Raw genomic sequence first — 17831 nt, 5'->3', positions numbered from 1 at the left:
AGCATAACATTGTCTTTGTGACTCACACATAATTCGGGAGTGACGACATAGGATTTTTGACACATTAGATTTCTATGTATTGAGCATATACAATAAGATGAATTCACCTTTATGAATGAAAAATCCCCTCGGAAAGTGGTTATGCTCCTTGGGACTTTACTATTTATTCGATCTCAAACACCGTATATATTCCCTATTATTTACACATCACACCTCTACTGCTGCCACCGGCGGTTTAATCTCCTCAGCAACCTCCCGATTGATGAGCATGGCAGCCAGCAGACCAACGCACAGTATACATGCCAACAGGATAAATGTAATCAAATAGCTGCTGCTCTTCATGAAATAAAGCGATATAATCGGACCAAAGCTTGTGCCTGTAAACAATATAAACGTATAAACGGATACCGCTATCCCCCGCATCTTCCCTCCCAGTTGACCAACTAGCGATACAAGCGATGGCACAGCAATGGCAATGCCTGACACAAAGACGATACTCATGATTACAAGCAGCGGCAAATTCGAAATCATCCCCATAGAGGCTAATCCTATGATGGCTAACAGCAGCCCTACACGCAGCGTGACACGTATACCAAGATGCTTGGATATTCTTCCAGCGAATGGAGAGACGAGCATACCTAAAATGCCAATGGTTCGGACATACAGGATCTCTTGCTTGCTCAGTTCAAATGGAGCTTGACTTAAATAACTGCCCAACACCGTATACATGCTTACAAAAGACATAAGCAGTACAAATGCTACTAAATAACACAGTACCAGTTGTTTCTGGATAAATACGCTGCCGATTTGCTTAATTGGTTCCCAGATATTAGCATGAGCTTGATGAACGCCTCCCTTTGGTAGGAAGAAGAACACGAAGACAGCAGTTAATACGTATACAACTGCAAGTACATAAAAGACTGCGTTCCATCCATACTGCTCGCTAACCACGCTGCTGAACACTTGCCCTACTATCCCTGCTACCAAAAATCCTGTACTGATAAACCCGATCGTCGTAACCCGTTTTTCCGCAGGATACATTTCTACTGCATAGGCAAGAGCGACTGGTGAGAACGTGGCGGCTGCTGCCCCTTGTAGTCCTCTTAGAATGAGAATCCATGCAAATTGATCAACAAATCCAAGGAGTAACGAGATCATAGTTAGAAAAAGCAGTCCCACAAATATGACGGTTTTCCGTCCGTATTTGTCGGACAGCGCCCCATAGATCAAGCAGCCGATCGCAAAGCCAATCGAAAAGGTGCTTCCCGCAGCCGCAGCCTGTGTTGGCGATATACTGTAAAGCTGTGCGAACACAGAAATAAGTGGAATCGTGACGTACAAACTGGACATGACGGCAAGGCCAGACCAGCATAGTATGATGGTCATAAGCGAATAATTTCTGTTTGAAGCCGATGCATTTGTAAGGTTATTCATGTTACACCTCTATTTTAATATGGTTTCAAAAGTGGACTTGATCGGAAATTGCATATCGTAAAGTGCTTGGTATCTCCCCTTTTGCTGGAGCAGTGTTTCATGATTTCCAAGCTCCATAATCTGACCGTGCTCCAGCACAACGATCTGGTCCGCGTTCTGAATCGTCGAGAGTCGATGGGCAATCACCAGACAGGTGCGCCCCGGCAGGAGCAAGGACAGCGCACGCTGAATATGTTGTTCCGATTCCGTATCGAGAGCAGCCGTAGCTTCATCCAGGATGAGAATGCGCGGATTCGTCAGGAAGGCTCTAGCAATGGACAATCTTTGTTTTTGACCACCTGAAAGCTTAACCCCTCTTTCCCCTATCGGCGTATCGTATCCTTCTGGAAATGCAGAAATAAATTCATGAGCATTTGCGGCCACCGCAGCTGCTGTAATTTCTTCAGCTGTTGCTTCTGGCCTGCCGTATGCGATATTGTCACGAATCGTGCCATTCAGCAGGATGACTTCCTGCGACACAATGCCCATCTGCTGGCGAAGTGATTTTACTGTCACTTCTGTTAATGGATGGCCGTCAATATAGATATCGCCACGCTGGACGTCATATAATCGGGCAATCAGATATGCAATTGTTGATTTGCCTGAGCCTGAAGAGCCAACTAGAGCTGTAGTCTGATTACGCCGCAGTCGCAAGTGGAAGTTCTGCAAAATAGGTCTGCCCTCTTCATACGCAAACTCCACATCATCAAACACAATTTCTCCCTTAACAGGAGGAAGAGCAATGGCACCTTCCTTATCACAAACCTCCGGAACAACTGCCAGCACTTCTTGAATCCGTTCGAATGCCGCCGCAGATTGTTGTAATTTAGTAATCAATCTGCTGAAAGAGCGAATGGGAGCTTGCAGCAAGCGCAAGTAGGCCAAGTAAGCTATAATCTCACCTACAGTCATGCGATTGTGCATGATCTGCCACGCTCCGAACAGCAGCACGATGGTCATGCCTACATGATTCAGCCAATCAATAATTGGCGCGAAGATCGCTGACAGCCGAGATGCCGAGACGGTTGCTGCCCGATGCTGTTCACTCCATTCCGTAAACGCCTTGGCCTCATTATCTTCACTAGCAAAAGACTTGATCATTCGAATGCCAGACAACGTATCTTGAAGCGAGTTGTTTAATTCCGCCGATATACGACGAACCGCCCGATACGCACTTTTAATCCGCAGACTGAAAAATCGGGATGTGATAAATAAAAAAGGCAGTGTAATCAGGGTCAGAAGCGCCAGTTCCCAGTCCGTGTAAAACAAGTATCCAATGATCGCAACAAAAGTAATCATATCTGCAAGGATGGACAGGCTGTCGGCTGAAACCAGCTCTTGCAGCTGATTCACATCACCTGTTAACCTTGTCATCAGGTCCCCAGTGCGATTGCGATCAAAAAACGTTAGATCCAAACTTAAGGTATGTTTATACAGCTTGTTCCGCAGCTGAAAAACAGCTTTCTGACTGACAAGTGTCATCACATAACTGCTGCCGAAGTTAAAAGCCCCTAACAGCAGTCCCGCCAACAGAATAAGACCTCCCGTTTCCAACAGTGCAGCATACCTTTTATCAGGAATGATCTGATCGATAATATGCTTGGTCAGCTGAGGAATCGTAAATTCAAGTACGGAGATGGCAATGACAGAGATAGCACCAATCACAAGCAAGACCCATTGCGCCCGGGTGTGCAGGAACATCTCCTTTACCATTGTGCGCAGCGTAATCAAATGATGCGCACGCGTCTGCTGCTGATTCATCGAATGTTGTGTGTGTTTCATTGTGATCACGTACCTTCATTTCAAAATAAACGTAAATGCTGCTCGATCCAAAATGGATGGATTTCCATGTAATTAGATTGTCTAACTATATGAGTAAAAAAATTATCTTCCTGTTCCTAGTCGATTTTCAATATTTTTATTTAGCTTAACTAGAACGTTCCTGAACACCTCCTGCTCCTCTTTATTTAATTCTTCTACCAGGGATGCACAGGTTGACCAGAACGTAGGCAATACTTGCTGTAATAACAAGCTGCCTTCAGGGCTGATCCGAACGTGGGTCATACGACCGTCTTTCGCGTAGGGTTCACGAATAATCCAATTCCTTTTCTCCAACCAAATCAGTAATGATGTAACAGAGGAACGTCGAATACCCAAGCGATCTGCAATCGACGATGGTGTTACCAACTCCTGAGCGTCGTGGAGAGACAATAACAACAGCAGATCCAGCTTGCTTTCGGTAATGTCAAAAGAGGACAAGTCCTGATCCACCAGATCCAAGACGCTATCTCCCAGCCATAACATAATCAGCCCCAAATGAGCTGCATATTGATTCGTCTCTGCTGCGGCAGTACGTTCCATCAGCTTCAAATACGGAGCGGTCCCCAGTCTAGGCAGCTGCTGCTCTGTTGTGTATTCTTTGGCAGGCTTTCGATTCACTTGCACAGCTCCTCACCCATATAGTTAGATTATCTAATTACATTCAATATAGCTTACTTCTTTTATTTTGGCAAGTTGTACTTTGCAGCAAATGGTTCTATACTTCAGGCGTCTCTGTCACGGCTACGGTGGTTTGCTTTATCTTCTCGAATCTGGCCTGCTGCCCTTTCAAATAGTCATTTGTCTTCTCTTCCACGTTAAACGTGAGGCCGAAATTTTTAATTTCCTTCACATATTCATCTATGGTACGCCCAACAGCAAAATTAACAGCAGAGACTACCGGAATTCCACGCTCATTCCAAAACCAATATCTCCTAACAAATCTTCTTTAAAAGCAGAAGAACTCGAGTAAATAAGATCTGGCTGCAGCGCCAGCACAGCTTCTTTAGAAGGCCATGATTCTGAGATTAACGGCAATTGTGTTATTTGATCTGCATATTTGGACAAGGACTGATCCGGATATCCTATCCCTACAACCTTATCCTTTTGACCAAATTCAATCATAAACTCAGCTACGGCAGAGCCAATTACGACCACTCTTTTAGGTTCTTCTTTATGATTTGGGTAATCTTTTTACCTTCATTGGTATACACCTGGATTGAAAGAGGATAATGAGCGTTGCCACTGCTTATCGACTGTAGGGTCTTCTCCTTCCCCTTCACTGCAGCTTTATCTTCCTTCTCGCTTGTCGAACCCGACGATGTCTGCGCACACGCCGAAAGCAATAGCATGATTACCACCATTAACATAGCCCCTCTTTTTTTCATCAAGAACACTCCTCGCTGTCTATTATTCGTATCATCCGCTCAACACACCTGCGTTGCTCGAACAACCTAAGATAACGATTACTAATTAGAGGGTTTTTTTATGCTACCTAATAAGGGATATCTCTACAAAGGATAGGGCGCGCGCACCTCCCTCTTCCGTGGTAAAATATAGAATAAATTTGTAGACAGGAGGGGGATTATGGATGATCACACAGGGAATACATTTTGTTACGAATCCAATAACGGTATGAAGTCGGAGGGGCAAAAAACAGCTTTACAGGCGATTCATTACATGAAACAGCATATGGATCAAGAAATAACATCCAAGCAACTAGCTGCACATGTCGGCTATAGCCCCTATCATTTTACGAGAGTGTTCAAACGTGAAACAGGCATATCCCCTCGTCATTTTTTAACGGCACTACGGATAGAGTCCGGCAAGCAGCATCTGCTTAAGGGCCCATCATTAATGATGAAAATGTTACTTTCGATAGGTTTTCGTAGTACGGGATCTTTTCATACGAGATTCAAACAGCATGTAGGAGCATCGCCAAAACATTTCCGCGTGACATCCAGTACGCTACTAACCCACATGAATCAATATCAGAATCAAGATATTCTGTTCGAATCGGCTGATGATATAACAACAGCAAGAGTAACTTGTCAGATTAAAGCACCACCAGCCTTTGATGGTATTATATTTGTCGGTTTATTCACAAGGCCAATCCCCGATCAGCGACCAATTGCCGGAACAGCACTCAATCGAGGAAGACGTTCATGTACTTTCTCTGAGATGCCGCCAGGCAACTATTATGTAATGGCAGTATCTATCCCTTGGAGTCTGAATCCTAAAGACTATTTTCTTCTGGGTCATTGTCTCCGAGGTCTACACAAGGACATGATTGAGGTTACGAGGACAAGCAATCATTCGATTATCCTGCCATTAAGAGAGCGCCTAGACACAGATCCTCCGATCTTGGTAAACTTGCCTTTACTCCTGCTTGAAAAGACTGCACAAAATCGCGCAAAGTAGAAGAATTAATGTGCTCCTTCTCCCTGTATACTATTGAGCATGACAGAAAGGGAGGGTTTACATGAACAAATTCTGTGTCATTTCTATCTATGTCAACGACATAGGGCTAGCAAAAGCATTTTATTGCGAAAAATTAGGATTTGAGTTGTCAGAGGAATATGATCCAGCAACAGTAAGCTTAAAGCATGAATCGATTCCTATTGTACTGTGTGAAGTGAAAAGCGTATCAACATCTGTTTATCCTTATGAAGCACAAGTTGTACTCGGAATCCAGACAGGTAATCTGCTTGAATCAACGAATGAGTTATTATCCAAAGGTGTGAAATTCATCTATGACACCCCTCAACCTTGCCCGCCTGGGCTGTATAATGCTTTCAAAGATCCTTTTGGAAATGTGATCGAATTACTGGAGTTCACTGCGTAACCAAGACAATCAATTCATTTCATAAAAAACCGTATCTAATGGTTGAGGATAGACAAAAAGAGACTGCTAAATACAGTCTCTTTTGCTTGTATGGTAACTGATAAATAGTTGTATCACAATTTACTCCCCGTTAAACAACCACTGCAGCGCCCAAGGCACATAACGTACTCCGCGCTCAAAAGAATGAAAGTCACTCTCATAAATATCTTGACGAATCGTATGCTCTGAGAAACCATGTTGCAGCAAATGCTCGTATACTGTCTTCGTGTTTGGCACCATCCACTGCTGACCGTTCGTCCGCCCGCTTCCTTCGGCGTGTCCGACATTCATATACAAGCGTTGGCCCGTATTACGAATGGGATGCTGCTGTACCCATTCCACGATACCGGGGAACCAGAAAGAGCCAGAGAAGCTGCCAATTCGGCCAAATACGTCCGGATACAGCATCCCTGTATAAAATGAAATGAGGCCACCGAGGGAAAATCCCATTATCCCTGTATGCTTCTGGTCTGACAGTGTCCGATACTTGCTGTCGATATAGGGCTTCAACTCATCTACGATGTAAGCAGCATACCCTGCTGCATTTCCACCAAAATTCCGTGTGGGATCAAATACATTCGTTGCAACAAACGGTGTATACTCCTCATTACGGTCGAACGACGCAATGCCAACAAAAATTATGCCCGGTAACTCCTGCCTAGCTGCCAGTTCCCTAACAGCTTGCAGAGAGCCACTTTCCTGCGGATCAATCAAGTCACCGCTATCCTGCACATAGACGACAGGATAACGCTGTTCGCCTTTCTCATATCCCTCAGGTAAATAAATGAACAACTCTCGTTCCTTCAACGAATCCTTAACGAACACTGGCTGCACTTCGAATCCCCCCACTTCCTCAAGTTACCCTGTATAGGTCAAACTTTAATTACTTTGTTAGGAATCGGATTAATTGCTTGGTTGTATGCTCAATTGCGAGCGGTCCCTGCGTACTAATCGATACATCGAGTGGAAAGACATGATTCCCTTTTGCCGCCTTCAAAGACTTCCACACCTTGCTCTTATTCAACTCTGTCATATGGGCATCAAAATCTTCTACATGATCCACGATAAAAATATAATCCGGATCTAGAAGTGTGATCCCCTCAAGCGACACCACGTCCCCTTCAAGCTTATAGGTTCCCGGCGTCTTCATGCCAAGCCCATTCGCTTGATCGTATACATAGTTCACTGTACTATCATCCAGTACATAGAAGGTATTGCCGTCTCCGGTCGGTCTTAAGAACGTCACTGTCTTGTCCTGAATTGTTGACAGTTTCGTTTTGGTCTCCTTCATCAAAGATTGTAGCTTGGTGATATAGTCCTCCGCCAGCTGCTCCTTGCCGATTAATTGCGCATATTGACGTAGTGTCTCTGACCAATCCCAATCCGCGTTGTTAATCATCACAACTGGCGATATTTTGCTTAAATCCTCATACACATCGTTATGTGTGCCCGCAAAAGCCACAATGAGGTCAGGGCCAAGCTCTGCCATCATTTCCAGATCAGGCGTTGTCACTTCCCCGATATCTTTGACTTTCATGTTGGCATAAGGCTTAAGCGTTTCAAACGATGACAGCATTCGATCCGCAAGCGTAGAAGCGATTGGCGGGGTATCGAGTGCAAAGAAATACTCCATCATCCCAAAATGAGTCACCACAATCTTCTTCGGTTCCGAGTTAATCACAACGTCCCTGCCTGCTCCGTCTTTATAGGTTCGCGGCCATTGCTGCGTAACTGATTCGTTCTTCTGTGTCGAAGCTTCAGTAGTTTGCTGTGCAGACTGCGTAGAATTAGATCCGTTAGATCCACTAATGACATTTGTCGTTCCGGAACAAGCACCTAAAAACAAGGCGATTCCCAACATGAGCATCGGAATCTTCCACCTTGTACCCTGTTTTAACATTTGCTCTTTCTCCCCTTCAACTAATTGATAATCATTTTCACTAATAAATGTATTGTAGTTGGGATGGAGAGAGGGAACAAGGACTGATCTTAGCCTCGTCATAGGATTATCTGAGCTTCCCCGTTTACGGTGTCTATGTTCTTTATATTGACCTGGCGTACAACCCGCATGCTTCTTAAATGCTCTTATAAAATAAGAGAGGTCCATGTAACCAACACCTACAGCAACCTCTTGCACTGTCGCATCCGTCTGTGAAAGCAGTTCCTGCGCCTTGTTGAGTCTAACATCAATCAGATAATCGATCGGACTCTGTCCTGTGCTCAGCTTAAACTGCTTGGATAAATACGGAATGCTGTAATTCAGCGCAGCAGCAAGCGCCTCCAGCGTAATCGGCTCGGCATAATGATCATAAATATACCGCTTTGCCTGCATAACCAGGTCAGGCTTCACATACGAATCATGCTGTCCATTCATTTGCTGCAGCAGCTCACAGACGAACTGATGAAATATGGTTCTTGCATGAAAAGGCCTTAAGGCATCCATCTCCGCGCTGTTCCATGTCTTTAGCAGCTTGTCCGCCAGATACAGTAAGGAAATGGGTTCTTGCGGCGTAAACGTATAAGGCAGTTGAAACACATTGCTCCGCTCCAGCAGACCAACAATATCTTGACGGCAGGGCAACGCAAGCACCGCTTTATAATAAATCAGATAATACTCAAATTCACTGTCCGTCACCAACAGATCAAGGGTTAGTCCTTTGCCTCCATGTATCAGCTGCACACTGCGAACTGTATAATGGATATGCTGCACTTGTACTTGCGCATCGCCTCGTACAGCATACAAAAATACACTAGTCGGCAGCGGATATGTATATGATTCTTTCCTCGGTCGCACCGTGTAATGACGAACGTCCATCACTTTCATGGATGCATGATTCCACAGCTGAATCAGATCGTTAAGGTTCATCGTTGCATCCTCTCTTTCTTAGTACACCATGACCAGATGCTAACAACTAAAGCTTAGCAATCCTCCTCTTATTATAGTTGATAACAATTCTCAGCTTCAATGCTAGATTTGGAACAGACCGATTAGTATTTTTTCATCATAAAAGTAAAAGAAGCTGACCATTCCACCCATGTTTCGATAGAATGACAGCTTCAGTTGAAGGATCTATAAAATTTGGCTGTTACTTTTTCGTACCCAGACGGTCTTGAATCATCGCTGCTACCTCTTGCACCTGCGATTGGACAGCAATCGGGTCATACGGCCAGAATCGGTCACCATCCAGCTTAAATACTCTTTTGTTCTTAACCGCCTCAAGGGAAGCCCACACTGGTGACTTCTCGTCGAACTCGGCACCACCTGAAATATCCAGGAAAATATAATCCCCAGCATAGTCCGCCATCTTCTCCTCCGAAATACTCAGCGCATTGATCTTTTTATCAATCAAATCCTGCTTCACCTTTGGAGTCGGAGTCAGACCCAATTGCTGATGTATGGCTTGTCCGCCCCGGTTGACGGTATCACCATAAATATAGAAGTCTTTGCCAAAAGGACCCATGATGGTAAAGGTTGTACCTTCCTTCACGACACCTTTTATTGCATCCTTTGCCTTTTTTACCTGCTCGTCAAATTCCGTTAGCCATGCTTCGGCCTCCTTCTCTTTGCCGATCATCTTTCCAAACGCTCTCATTTCAATGTGCACCTCGTGATAGGTGCCGTAGGGAATCACTACAGTTGGCGCGATCTTGCGGTACTGTTCGTTTAGTTTGTCATCTCCGCCAACTGTGACGATCAAGTCAGGGCTAAGCGATAACATCTTCTCCACGGAACCACCGTCAATCTGGCCGATGTCCTCAATTCCCGCCGATAACGACTTGACATACGGACTCTCGATCTCCCAATAAGGAGCACCAACTGGCTTAACGCCCAGTGCCAGAAAGTCAGCCAAATAACCTTGCGTAACGATGCGCTGTGGATTGGCCGGTATCTCAACGTCGCCATGTACCGTTGAAACGATACGAGTCTGGGCTTCTGTATCCACAGTGGAATTCTGTTTTGTCTGAGGAGATGTATTCTTGGCTGTTTGGCCGGAATCCCCACTGTTTGTTGTCACAGCCCTATTGGTCGTTGATTCGGACTGTGCAGACTGGCTCTCTCCACTGCACCCACTCAGTATAACTAGGAATATCGTAATTAAAATGACTCCCCATCGTCTTTGCTTATAATGGATCATGTTCTCTCTCCGATCAGTAATGATTATCTTTCTCAATTAACACTACATCATCGTACCCTCCCATCTCTAAACCGTCTATTTCAAAATGTGACTACTTCATCATGGACAATCGTTACTTTATAGAGATATCAGCAGCATTTAGCATTAAATTCGCCATGATATCAAGCTGCCTCACAAGTGCAGCAGCATCATTACACCAGAATTCCTCCAGCTTGAGTGGATACACGCGTCGGCGTCCGTCCGCGAACAGTTCCCTCCAGATAGGACGCTCGGTAAGTTTATCTGTGAAGCTGTCGTATAAATCAGAGGACTCGGAGGGAAGCACCACAAACATGTGATCTGCCGCATACGCTGATAATTGAGATTCCTCAATGAATAGATGGTTATCTGGAGTCAGCACCTCTCGTTGGATACGGGGATGAGGCGTCAATTTTAAGCCCTCAAATAAATTGAATACACCTCTAGCAGTTGCATTCCAAATACAAATCGAACGATCTTCCCATACCTCATACAGCCCCACCGTTTCATGAGGACCTATCCGTGTCTTTAATTTGGCAGCTGCTGAACGCGCACGTCCAATGTACCATTCAATCCACTGATCAGCTTCTTTTTCCCTGCCCATAATATGCCCCATAAGACGAACTGCTTCTAGTCGATCTCCACGGTTCCATGGCAGTACGATGACATCAGCAAGCTGCTCCAACTTTTCCATTTTACCAGGCCAATAATAAAGGTATTCGGGTGCCACAATCATATCTACTTGCAGTCCATACAAGTTCCCTGCCGGATCTTCCCGCTCCAGATCAAGCGTCCCTTCCAAATCTCCGTGTACAAGCGGAGACACTTCCCACGGCGTGAAAGGGGCCGCAATTGGCTGAATACCAAGCGCTAGCAAATCACCTGCATACTGCATCGCCACCACATGCTTAGGCTTAGGTAGATTTCGGTATTCCGTCGGTGACATGCCGACGGTCTGTTTAAACTTACGACTTAGGTACAGCCCGTCCGCATAACCAACCTTTGCCGCAATCTCTCCTAATGTAGCATTACTCGCCAACAAATGCTGCTTTGCTTTATCTACTCGCACGCGTGTCAAATGATCAGAAAAACTGCGCCCTACTTGCTTATGAAACAGACGCGAAAAATAACTGGTATTAAATCCGACCAACTTCGCCAATTGAGAACGAGTCAGCTGCTGGTCAAAATGACAATTGATATATTCTAGCGCCTTCCATATGACTGGATCTACTTTCTCGCCAGCTGGTTTTAACGCCTGTATAAATGAACGAAGCAGCTCGCTTAGTTTATAATGGTGGCGGTCACAGGCACTATCGTTGTTAGTTATCACTTCCTTCGTCAGTTCTTCCAGCATGGTGAATATACGATAACTTGATGCTCCTGTGACCGCCATCGCGCCATGAGCAGGCAGCTGCGAGTGCTCCTCATTATAGGTCAACTTGTCTCCACTGTCCTCGATTAACGTATAACTCTGAAAGCACACCTTGAACAGTTGTGCTGTATGGAGATCAGATTCAAGGACAATATTCACTGACTTGCCAGGTCGCAGAAAGATTACCTGCCCCTTTTGAAGTGTCGTCCACTCCCAGTCCCACTTGATCTTTACCGTATGATCACAGCTTAGCAGCATAGGAAACTCAACAGCAAACACCATCTTTTTTTCGTCTTTCTTCCATTTGAGCACTTCTGCCCGTCTCAGCACATACATCTATACTCACATCCTTGCCTATAGTAATCGTGATGAGGCCGCATTCGATTATATGCTTTTTATATTTCCAGATTAAACGAATACACAGGATAGTTTTCAACTTTTTCAAAGCCAAGCCTTACAGCTAGTTTATGTGAGGGTATATTTTCATGTGTGGTCTCCCACAAAGGATACATTTGTTGTTCTAACAAGTGATCCATTAACCGAATGGCAGCAACTGTTGCATATCCTTTACCTCGCTCTTCTTTAGCAAATGTATCAACATCAATAAAATACTCATTTCCAACGATAAAGCCGTTGTTTTTGCAAACGGTGATGAGCTGATTATCTTTCTTTACTTCTACTCCTATGCACTTCTTCGCTTTAAACTCATCTCTGACATATGGAAATGCATAAAATGATTGAGGCAGTATATCGAAATGAACAAGGTCAATTTTTATCGGCTCTTCTACCACTTTAACTTGCCGCTTAACTGGAGCAAATTTATTTAGATTTAGTGCATACACGGATTCATAATGCTTATTTACTTTCAAAAAAGCGATTTCCTTTTCAAAAAAATAGTTCCACGCTTTATCATCCGAAGTATAAATTTCAAACCAATTCTCGTTACGCTGTTTACAATCGGGTATAACGATATGCTGTAAAAAACGGCTCACATCTACTTTGTTGTGCTTTGTTGATAGACTTCCCTCTAGGTACATCCATCTACCAGTAGCCCAAACTATTGCGATTTGAGGTGTTTGCTCATCATCTACAAATACTCGACCTGGATAGTTGCCATAAATAACAGATAACGCTGGGATACAGCTCTTTTTGTTCATAAAAAAAGATTCAACTACTTTGAATTGATTCGCTTGTAATTCTAGCATTATACTTTCCCCTTTTCGTCTTTGTTTGAATTAAACATTCGATTAGGCTTTAACTGACCAAAAATGTATTGCTGCATTTGATTGGCAAGCAGGATGATAGGAGGTTCTTTCCCATGTCTTAAGACTCTATTCAAAAACACAATCGAGTTAGCGGCATATAATTCTGCCAAATAGTCTAATGCAATCGTACTTGAAGAAAAATGACGAGTTAAATAATCCAAGCAAGTACGGAACAAAATGTGTTCAAATTCTTTGCGTAGATCTGCTGTTTCTTCGTGCACTTCTAACAATGTGGAAATCTCAATTTGATGTTCAATCATCGTATCGGTGACAAATTCGATAGCATCAGCCACCTTGCCCTCATCGATAGAATCAAATCGTTGTTTAATCTCATTTGTAAAATCAAGAACATGTTGTTGAACCATCTTTTCTAACAAGTCGTACTTATCCAAATAATGACTATAAAAAGTCGATCGTCCGATAAGCGCTTGATCACAAATGTTTTTGATCGTAATCTCTTTAAAATGTTGTTGTTGGAGCAGCTCGATAAATCCTCGTTTTATCGCTAGTTTCGTTTTATACACTCTGATGTCTTCACTCATCAACCAATTACTCCTTAATTGTAGGTTATTGAACACTTCCTATATAACTTGTAAGATATCGTACATTTGCGGCACTTTTACTTATTTTTTTGTACATAACTCTGCTCTATAGTAGGCACATACCTACTAAAGGAGGAATCAACATGTTTAAAACTTATGTACAAGATGAACAATTTAATCTGCAAATCAATCGGTTTATGAATGATTATTACCAAGAAGATGATCGCGCACAAGCTGACTTGGAACAGATGATTCCGAGATTACAGGATGCACACAGCTGGTATGAAACTTGGCTTGATTTTGCACAGAAGCGTGAAAACAGCAAGGACTTTGACTTAGCCTCCGTCTACTATCAAGCAGCAGAATTTTATTTGTCACCTGAAGACCCTAATAAAGACACCATGTATCAAAAATATCGAGAAACGTTCTATAAAGGATATACTGAATTTGACTATGATTTCTTTCAAATCCCTTATGAGGGCTCTTATCTTCCTGCTGTAAAATTATTGACGCCTGGGGCTAACCAAACCTTACTTGTGTTTGGTGGTTACGATTCTTACATGGAAGAGATGCTTAAAATGATGCAATTTATAAAAGGAATTAATTACGATATTATCGTATTTGATGGGCCAGGCCAAGGAACCGCCTTGAAGAACGGCCTTAAACTCATTCACAACTGGGAAAAACCAATATCAACGATAATTGATTATTTCAAATTAGATCGTGTCAGTATTTTAGGCGCTTCTTGGGGCGGCTATCTGGCCATGCGTGCTGCTGCTTTCGAAAAAAGAATCGATAAAGTCATTGCCTTTAACATTTTCTATTGTGGACTAGATGCATTAAAAAACCGGATGCCAGCAGAGACTTATAAGAGTATCATGCAGCTGGTTGACCATAATGAAGCAGATCAAGTTAATTCTTTACTCGAAAAAATGATGGCTAATAGTATGGATTTAGAATGGAAACTTACCAAGGGTATGGAGAATACGGGTGCAGCAACGCCGTTTGAACTATTTAAAGCTATTGAAAAACATACGATGCATGGAATCGGCCAATTCATTAATCAGGATGTTCTATTACTAGCTGGACAAGATGATCAATACGTGCCTATCAGCCGCCTGCCGCAAATTCAACAAGAATTAAGCAATGCGGCTTCCATTACGACTAAAGTATTTACGAAAGAAACAGGTGGTGAACAACACTGCCAAGCAGGTCATCGCGAGTTAGCTTTTAATGAAATAAAGAAGTTCCTCTAAGTAGAAAAGGCAGCTGCCACACATCAATGAAGTCACATGGAGTTCGGATATAACTTACCAAATCAATACACAAACATGACCAGCCCGCGGATTCACCCATGGACTGGTCATGCTTTATACATGTTGAGATACGGGCATCCTCTGAACGGATAAACCATCTGTTTCACGTTAATATGAACAAGAACTCATACGGTGTTGGAAATAGATCATTACAAGCCCAGCTTGTGTCCCTTTTCTAAACGTTGGATTTGCTGCTCACCAGTATCCGCTAGTTCCCTGAACTGATCGATCGTGTCGCGCATCTTAGGGAGTGCTTCTTGTTTGTAGGTGCTGATGGAATCAAGCGCTGATAATACATCAGTGAACGCTTGTTTTAAGGTTTCTACAGAAATGTTGGTTTCAAGCGATTGTTTATGGATGTGAGCACCTTGATCTTTTAACATTCTTGAAGTGCCCGCGATCAATTCATTTGTCGTTTGATTTAACAATTCAATTTTTTTTAATACGATCTTTTGATTGTATAACGCACTAGCTACTGTTACAGAAATTTTCAAGGCTGAGATCGTCACGTTTTTAGCTCTGTCCACGCCTCGAATCAATTCTTTGTTGTTACGTGTGACCACTTCAATCGCCATAATCCCCTGTTGGTTTACAACCATCATTTGCTGCATATCCATTACCCGTTGACGAAGTGGGAACAGGACCTCCTCGGTGATGAAGCGGATTTTGTCTGTATCTTCATTGCGAGCCTTGGCTGTTTCGATCTGCGTTTCAATGGAACTGTCCATTAAAGTACCCAGTTCGATTTCCTTTTGCAGCTTTTTTGTCAAGTCACGCAGCGCCTGCTGTTCAATCTCAAGCGTCGTATTGTCATTCTTCAAGGTTGTTTTCCCTTTATCCAGGGAGACGACAATATCTGCTATCACCGCATCTGCTTTTTGATATTTCAAGAAATAAGCGCGTAACGGATTAAACAACTTGCCTAAAAATCCTGTTTTTGTAAAGTCGATGACGCTTGGGTCCAAGTCTTTTAATTGCATGTGCAACTCTGTTAAGCCTTTTGCTACTTGGCCGCCCTCATCTCCTGTCTTGGAAAGGTTACCGACCGAAACTTGCAGTAAATTGTTTTTGCCTGAAGATGTTCTCATCGTATTCATACCGAACGAGTCAATCGATTGCAGTATTTCTTTCCTCTTCTCAAGCGAATCAAGATCTAAAGACATAATAGACGCGACATTGGAATCAGCCAACGCTTGCAGCTTGGCGACTTCCTCGGGAACAGGTTTAACCTCTTGCTCAATTGCAGCTTGGATGTCTTCCGGACTTGCAACTTCCATTGAAAATGACATATAGCTCCTCCTATAGATAAGGGTTACATTTGGACGTTAAACAAGTTCGCTATTTTATAGACGACATCGTCTGTATCCGCATTGATACTGGCTGCTTCATTGATACTTGAAATGCTCTGTAGCGCTTGGATGTCTGCATTATAACCAATCGTGTAAATCGGAACTTTGTAGGTTGCGATCAGATCCTTAATATCTTTGAGGGTATTCCCCCGATTGGTCTCGCCATCACTCAGTACAAAAATCATCGGTTTTATTGATGGATTAACGGCTTTCTCATCTTGAAGCATTTTTAAGGCAACAATAATACCATCGAACGTAGCTGTACCTCCGTCCGCAAATAAGTTGTTTACCGCACCAACAAACATCGATTGCTGTGTCGTATCGTACTTTTTGATCGGCAAATGAATGGTTACATCATTGGAGTAAGCGACCAGACCTATGCTGTTCTCTTTCCCCAGATATTTTTGTCCTTTCAGCAACGATTCCTTCAAACGATTGATCGGTTCACCCGCCATACTACCTGAAACATCGGTTACAAACACGGCTGCAATCGGCTTGCTTCCATTTTTCTTTTCTTTCCATATTTTCTGAGCAGATGCAAGCAGACCGCCCTCTACAACAGCAAGCTCCGATTTATATTGGTTCAGCTCATTAAATCCTTTTTCTTGAGCCATTGTTTGATATTTAGCTTGTGTTACAAATTCGGAAAATTTCTTAATGACTTCCAATTTGGACTTCGGAAGATCACCTAATGCATACAGCGGACTGTCATGTCTTATACCAAAGGGTGTAAATACGTAGCCGCTTTTGAAGTCGGCAGTATTAAGATAGGTTTGGTATTCCAGTACAAACCCGTCTAACATACCCGATTTAGCGGCATCGCGCATTTGAATCGTGGTCGAAGCTAGAAACGGAACGTTCGCTTGGAACTTCTCAAATCCTTGAACGGCTTTATCACTTAGGATATTAGAACTATCAAACGTATGAAGCGAAGTTATAAGGAAATTTAAGCCGGTTGAGCTTGCAAATGGATCCGTATACCCCATGCTGAACTCATTATTTGCGATCGCTTCCGTAACCGTTTTGACATTCACTGAACCATATGCCGCTACTAATGCATCGTGTTTCGATTTCGAAATGACAATACCAGGAACATTTCCCACCAATCGCTTCGTGACAAGCTGAGTTTTTACTCCGCTCGCTTTTACCATTTCGCCCCATAACTCGTTCGAAGGTGTAAAGGCATCGGGTATATACTTGCCTGATTTAATATAGTCAGCTGCAGTTCCGGAAGCAATATTACGAATCTTGACAGATGCGGCCTTGCCGTTTACTTGGATATTCGCGTTATTAAACTCGGCTGCAACTTCCGCTAGCCAGCCATCTACTCCTGCTCCTGACTTTTCTGGCGATGAGAAAATTTCTACAAACTCATTCGTTGTATTATTGACCGTAATCGGGAACTTCGAAATATCAGGCAATGTCTCGCCAATATCTGCGGGATTAATATCGATTTGACCTTTTACGGGAGTTTCGGTCGTCACCGCGATATTGGAGTAAAGCTTGTTTAGCTGCTTACCTGCATCTTCTGCCGTAACCTGCGATTTGGATTTACCCAAGTTGGAGGTAAAGTTCACGCCAAGATAAACAAGGATAAATACGACAAACACACTCAAGACAGATAATACAATCTTTTTGCTATTGGCCATTCGCTGCAC

Annotated in this window: 17 protein-coding genes; 3 read left to right on the top strand and 14 right to left on the bottom strand. The window is 43.3% G+C overall.

What is annotated here, in order from left to right; translation table 11 throughout:
• Nucleotides 1-207 precede the first annotated feature (207 nt).
• The 6 genes from QP775_RS02145 to QP775_RS02120 form a co-directional block, all read right to left on the bottom strand.
• Nucleotides 208-1434 carry an MFS transporter gene (locus tag QP775_RS02145; protein ID WP_285103221.1) on the bottom strand — a complete coding sequence of 409 codons (1227 nt, stop codon included), beginning with the start codon at nt 1432-1434 and terminating at the stop codon, nt 208-210.
• Nucleotides 1435-1443: 9 nt separating this feature from the next.
• Nucleotides 1444-3255 (bottom strand): ABC transporter ATP-binding protein, encoded by a 1812-nt coding sequence (locus QP775_RS02140; RefSeq protein ID WP_285103219.1) that lies wholly within the window; start codon nt 3253-3255, stop codon nt 1444-1446.
• A gap of 102 nt (nt 3256-3357) precedes the next feature.
• Complete coding sequence (locus QP775_RS02135) at nt 3358-3912, bottom strand: MarR family winged helix-turn-helix transcriptional regulator (protein ID WP_285103217.1); 555 nt, start codon at nt 3910-3912, stop codon at nt 3358-3360.
• Nucleotides 3913-4009: 97 nt separating this feature from the next.
• A complete protein-coding gene (locus tag QP775_RS02130) occupies nt 4010-4144 on the bottom strand; it encodes a hypothetical protein (RefSeq protein WP_285103215.1) in 135 nt (44 codons plus the stop codon).
• A gap of 44 nt (nt 4145-4188) precedes the next feature.
• Nucleotides 4189-4449 carry a TroA family protein gene (locus QP775_RS02125; RefSeq protein WP_285103213.1) on the bottom strand — a complete coding sequence of 87 codons (261 nt, stop codon included), beginning with the start codon at nt 4447-4449 and terminating at the stop codon, nt 4189-4191.
• On the bottom strand, nt 4440-4679 hold the full coding sequence (locus tag QP775_RS02120; RefSeq protein WP_285103211.1) for a hypothetical protein: 240 nt from the start codon (nt 4677-4679) through the stop codon (nt 4440-4442). The genes QP775_RS02125 and QP775_RS02120 overlap by 10 nt, the downstream gene beginning before the upstream one ends.
• 199 nt (nt 4680-4878) lie before the next feature.
• Between QP775_RS02120 and QP775_RS02115 the strand changes: the two genes are divergently transcribed.
• Together QP775_RS02115 and QP775_RS02110 are read left to right on the top strand one after the other, a co-directional pair.
• Nucleotides 4879-5712: a helix-turn-helix transcriptional regulator gene (locus tag QP775_RS02115; RefSeq protein ID WP_285103209.1), complete on the top strand. Its 834-nt coding sequence runs from the start codon at nt 4879-4881 to the stop codon at nt 5710-5712.
• Nucleotides 5713-5773: 61 nt separating this feature from the next.
• Nucleotides 5774-6136, top strand: a complete 363-nt coding sequence (locus QP775_RS02110) for a VOC family protein (RefSeq protein ID WP_285103207.1) — start codon at nt 5774-5776, stop codon at nt 6134-6136.
• 120 nt (nt 6137-6256) lie between these two features.
• On the opposite strand, the gene QP775_RS02105 is transcribed toward QP775_RS02110, so the two are convergent.
• The 6 genes from QP775_RS02105 to QP775_RS02080 all read right to left on the bottom strand — a co-directional run bounded on the left by QP775_RS02105 (nt 6257) and on the right by QP775_RS02080 (nt 13508).
• On the bottom strand, nt 6257-7009 hold the full coding sequence (locus tag QP775_RS02105) for an alpha/beta hydrolase (protein ID WP_239327392.1): 753 nt from the start codon (nt 7007-7009) through the stop codon (nt 6257-6259).
• Between the two features lie 49 nt (nt 7010-7058).
• The gene (locus QP775_RS02100) at nt 7059-9041 is read right to left on the bottom strand and encodes an AraC family transcriptional regulator (RefSeq protein ID WP_285103204.1); all 1983 of its coding nucleotides are present in this window, start codon (nt 9039-9041) and stop codon (nt 7059-7061) included.
• 220 nt (nt 9042-9261) lie between these two features.
• On the bottom strand, nt 9262-10311 hold the full coding sequence (locus QP775_RS02095; RefSeq protein ID WP_285103202.1) for an ABC transporter substrate-binding protein: 1050 nt from the start codon (nt 10309-10311) through the stop codon (nt 9262-9264).
• A 112-nt stretch (nt 10312-10423) separates the two neighbouring features.
• Nucleotides 10424-12037 (bottom strand): helix-turn-helix domain-containing protein, encoded by a 1614-nt coding sequence (locus QP775_RS02090; RefSeq protein WP_285103200.1) that lies wholly within the window; start codon nt 12035-12037, stop codon nt 10424-10426.
• A 59-nt stretch (nt 12038-12096) separates the two neighbouring features.
• Entirely contained in the window at nt 12097-12906 is an 810-nt protein-coding gene (locus QP775_RS02085) for a GNAT family N-acetyltransferase (protein WP_285103198.1), read from the bottom strand.
• Nucleotides 12906-13508: a TetR/AcrR family transcriptional regulator gene (locus QP775_RS02080; RefSeq protein WP_285103196.1), complete on the bottom strand. Its 603-nt coding sequence runs from the start codon at nt 13506-13508 to the stop codon at nt 12906-12908. Before QP775_RS02080 ends, QP775_RS02085 begins: the two co-directional genes overlap by 1 nt.
• Before the next feature lie 143 nt (nt 13509-13651).
• Here QP775_RS02080 and QP775_RS02075 point away from each other — a divergent pair, with 143 nt between their 5' ends.
• On the top strand, nt 13652-14764 hold the full coding sequence (locus QP775_RS02075) for an alpha/beta fold hydrolase (RefSeq protein ID WP_285103194.1): 1113 nt from the start codon (nt 13652-13654) through the stop codon (nt 14762-14764).
• Nucleotides 14765-14973: 209 nt separating this feature from the next.
• Here QP775_RS02075 and QP775_RS02070 read toward each other — a convergent pair whose 3' ends face one another.
• The gene (locus QP775_RS02070) at nt 14974-16113 is read right to left on the bottom strand and encodes a toxic anion resistance protein (protein WP_239327385.1); all 1140 of its coding nucleotides are present in this window, start codon (nt 16111-16113) and stop codon (nt 14974-14976) included.
• Between the two features lie 23 nt (nt 16114-16136).
• Complete coding sequence (locus QP775_RS02065) at nt 16137-17822, bottom strand: vWA domain-containing protein (protein WP_239327384.1); 1686 nt, start codon at nt 17820-17822, stop codon at nt 16137-16139.
• Between the last annotated feature and the right edge of the window lie 9 nt (nt 17823-17831).

Source organism: Paenibacillus sp. UMB4589-SE434, assembly GCF_030226685.1.
Lineage (GTDB): Bacteria > Bacillota > Bacilli > Paenibacillales > Paenibacillaceae > Paenibacillus_B.
This window is presented reverse-complemented; position numbering and strand designations above follow the sequence as displayed.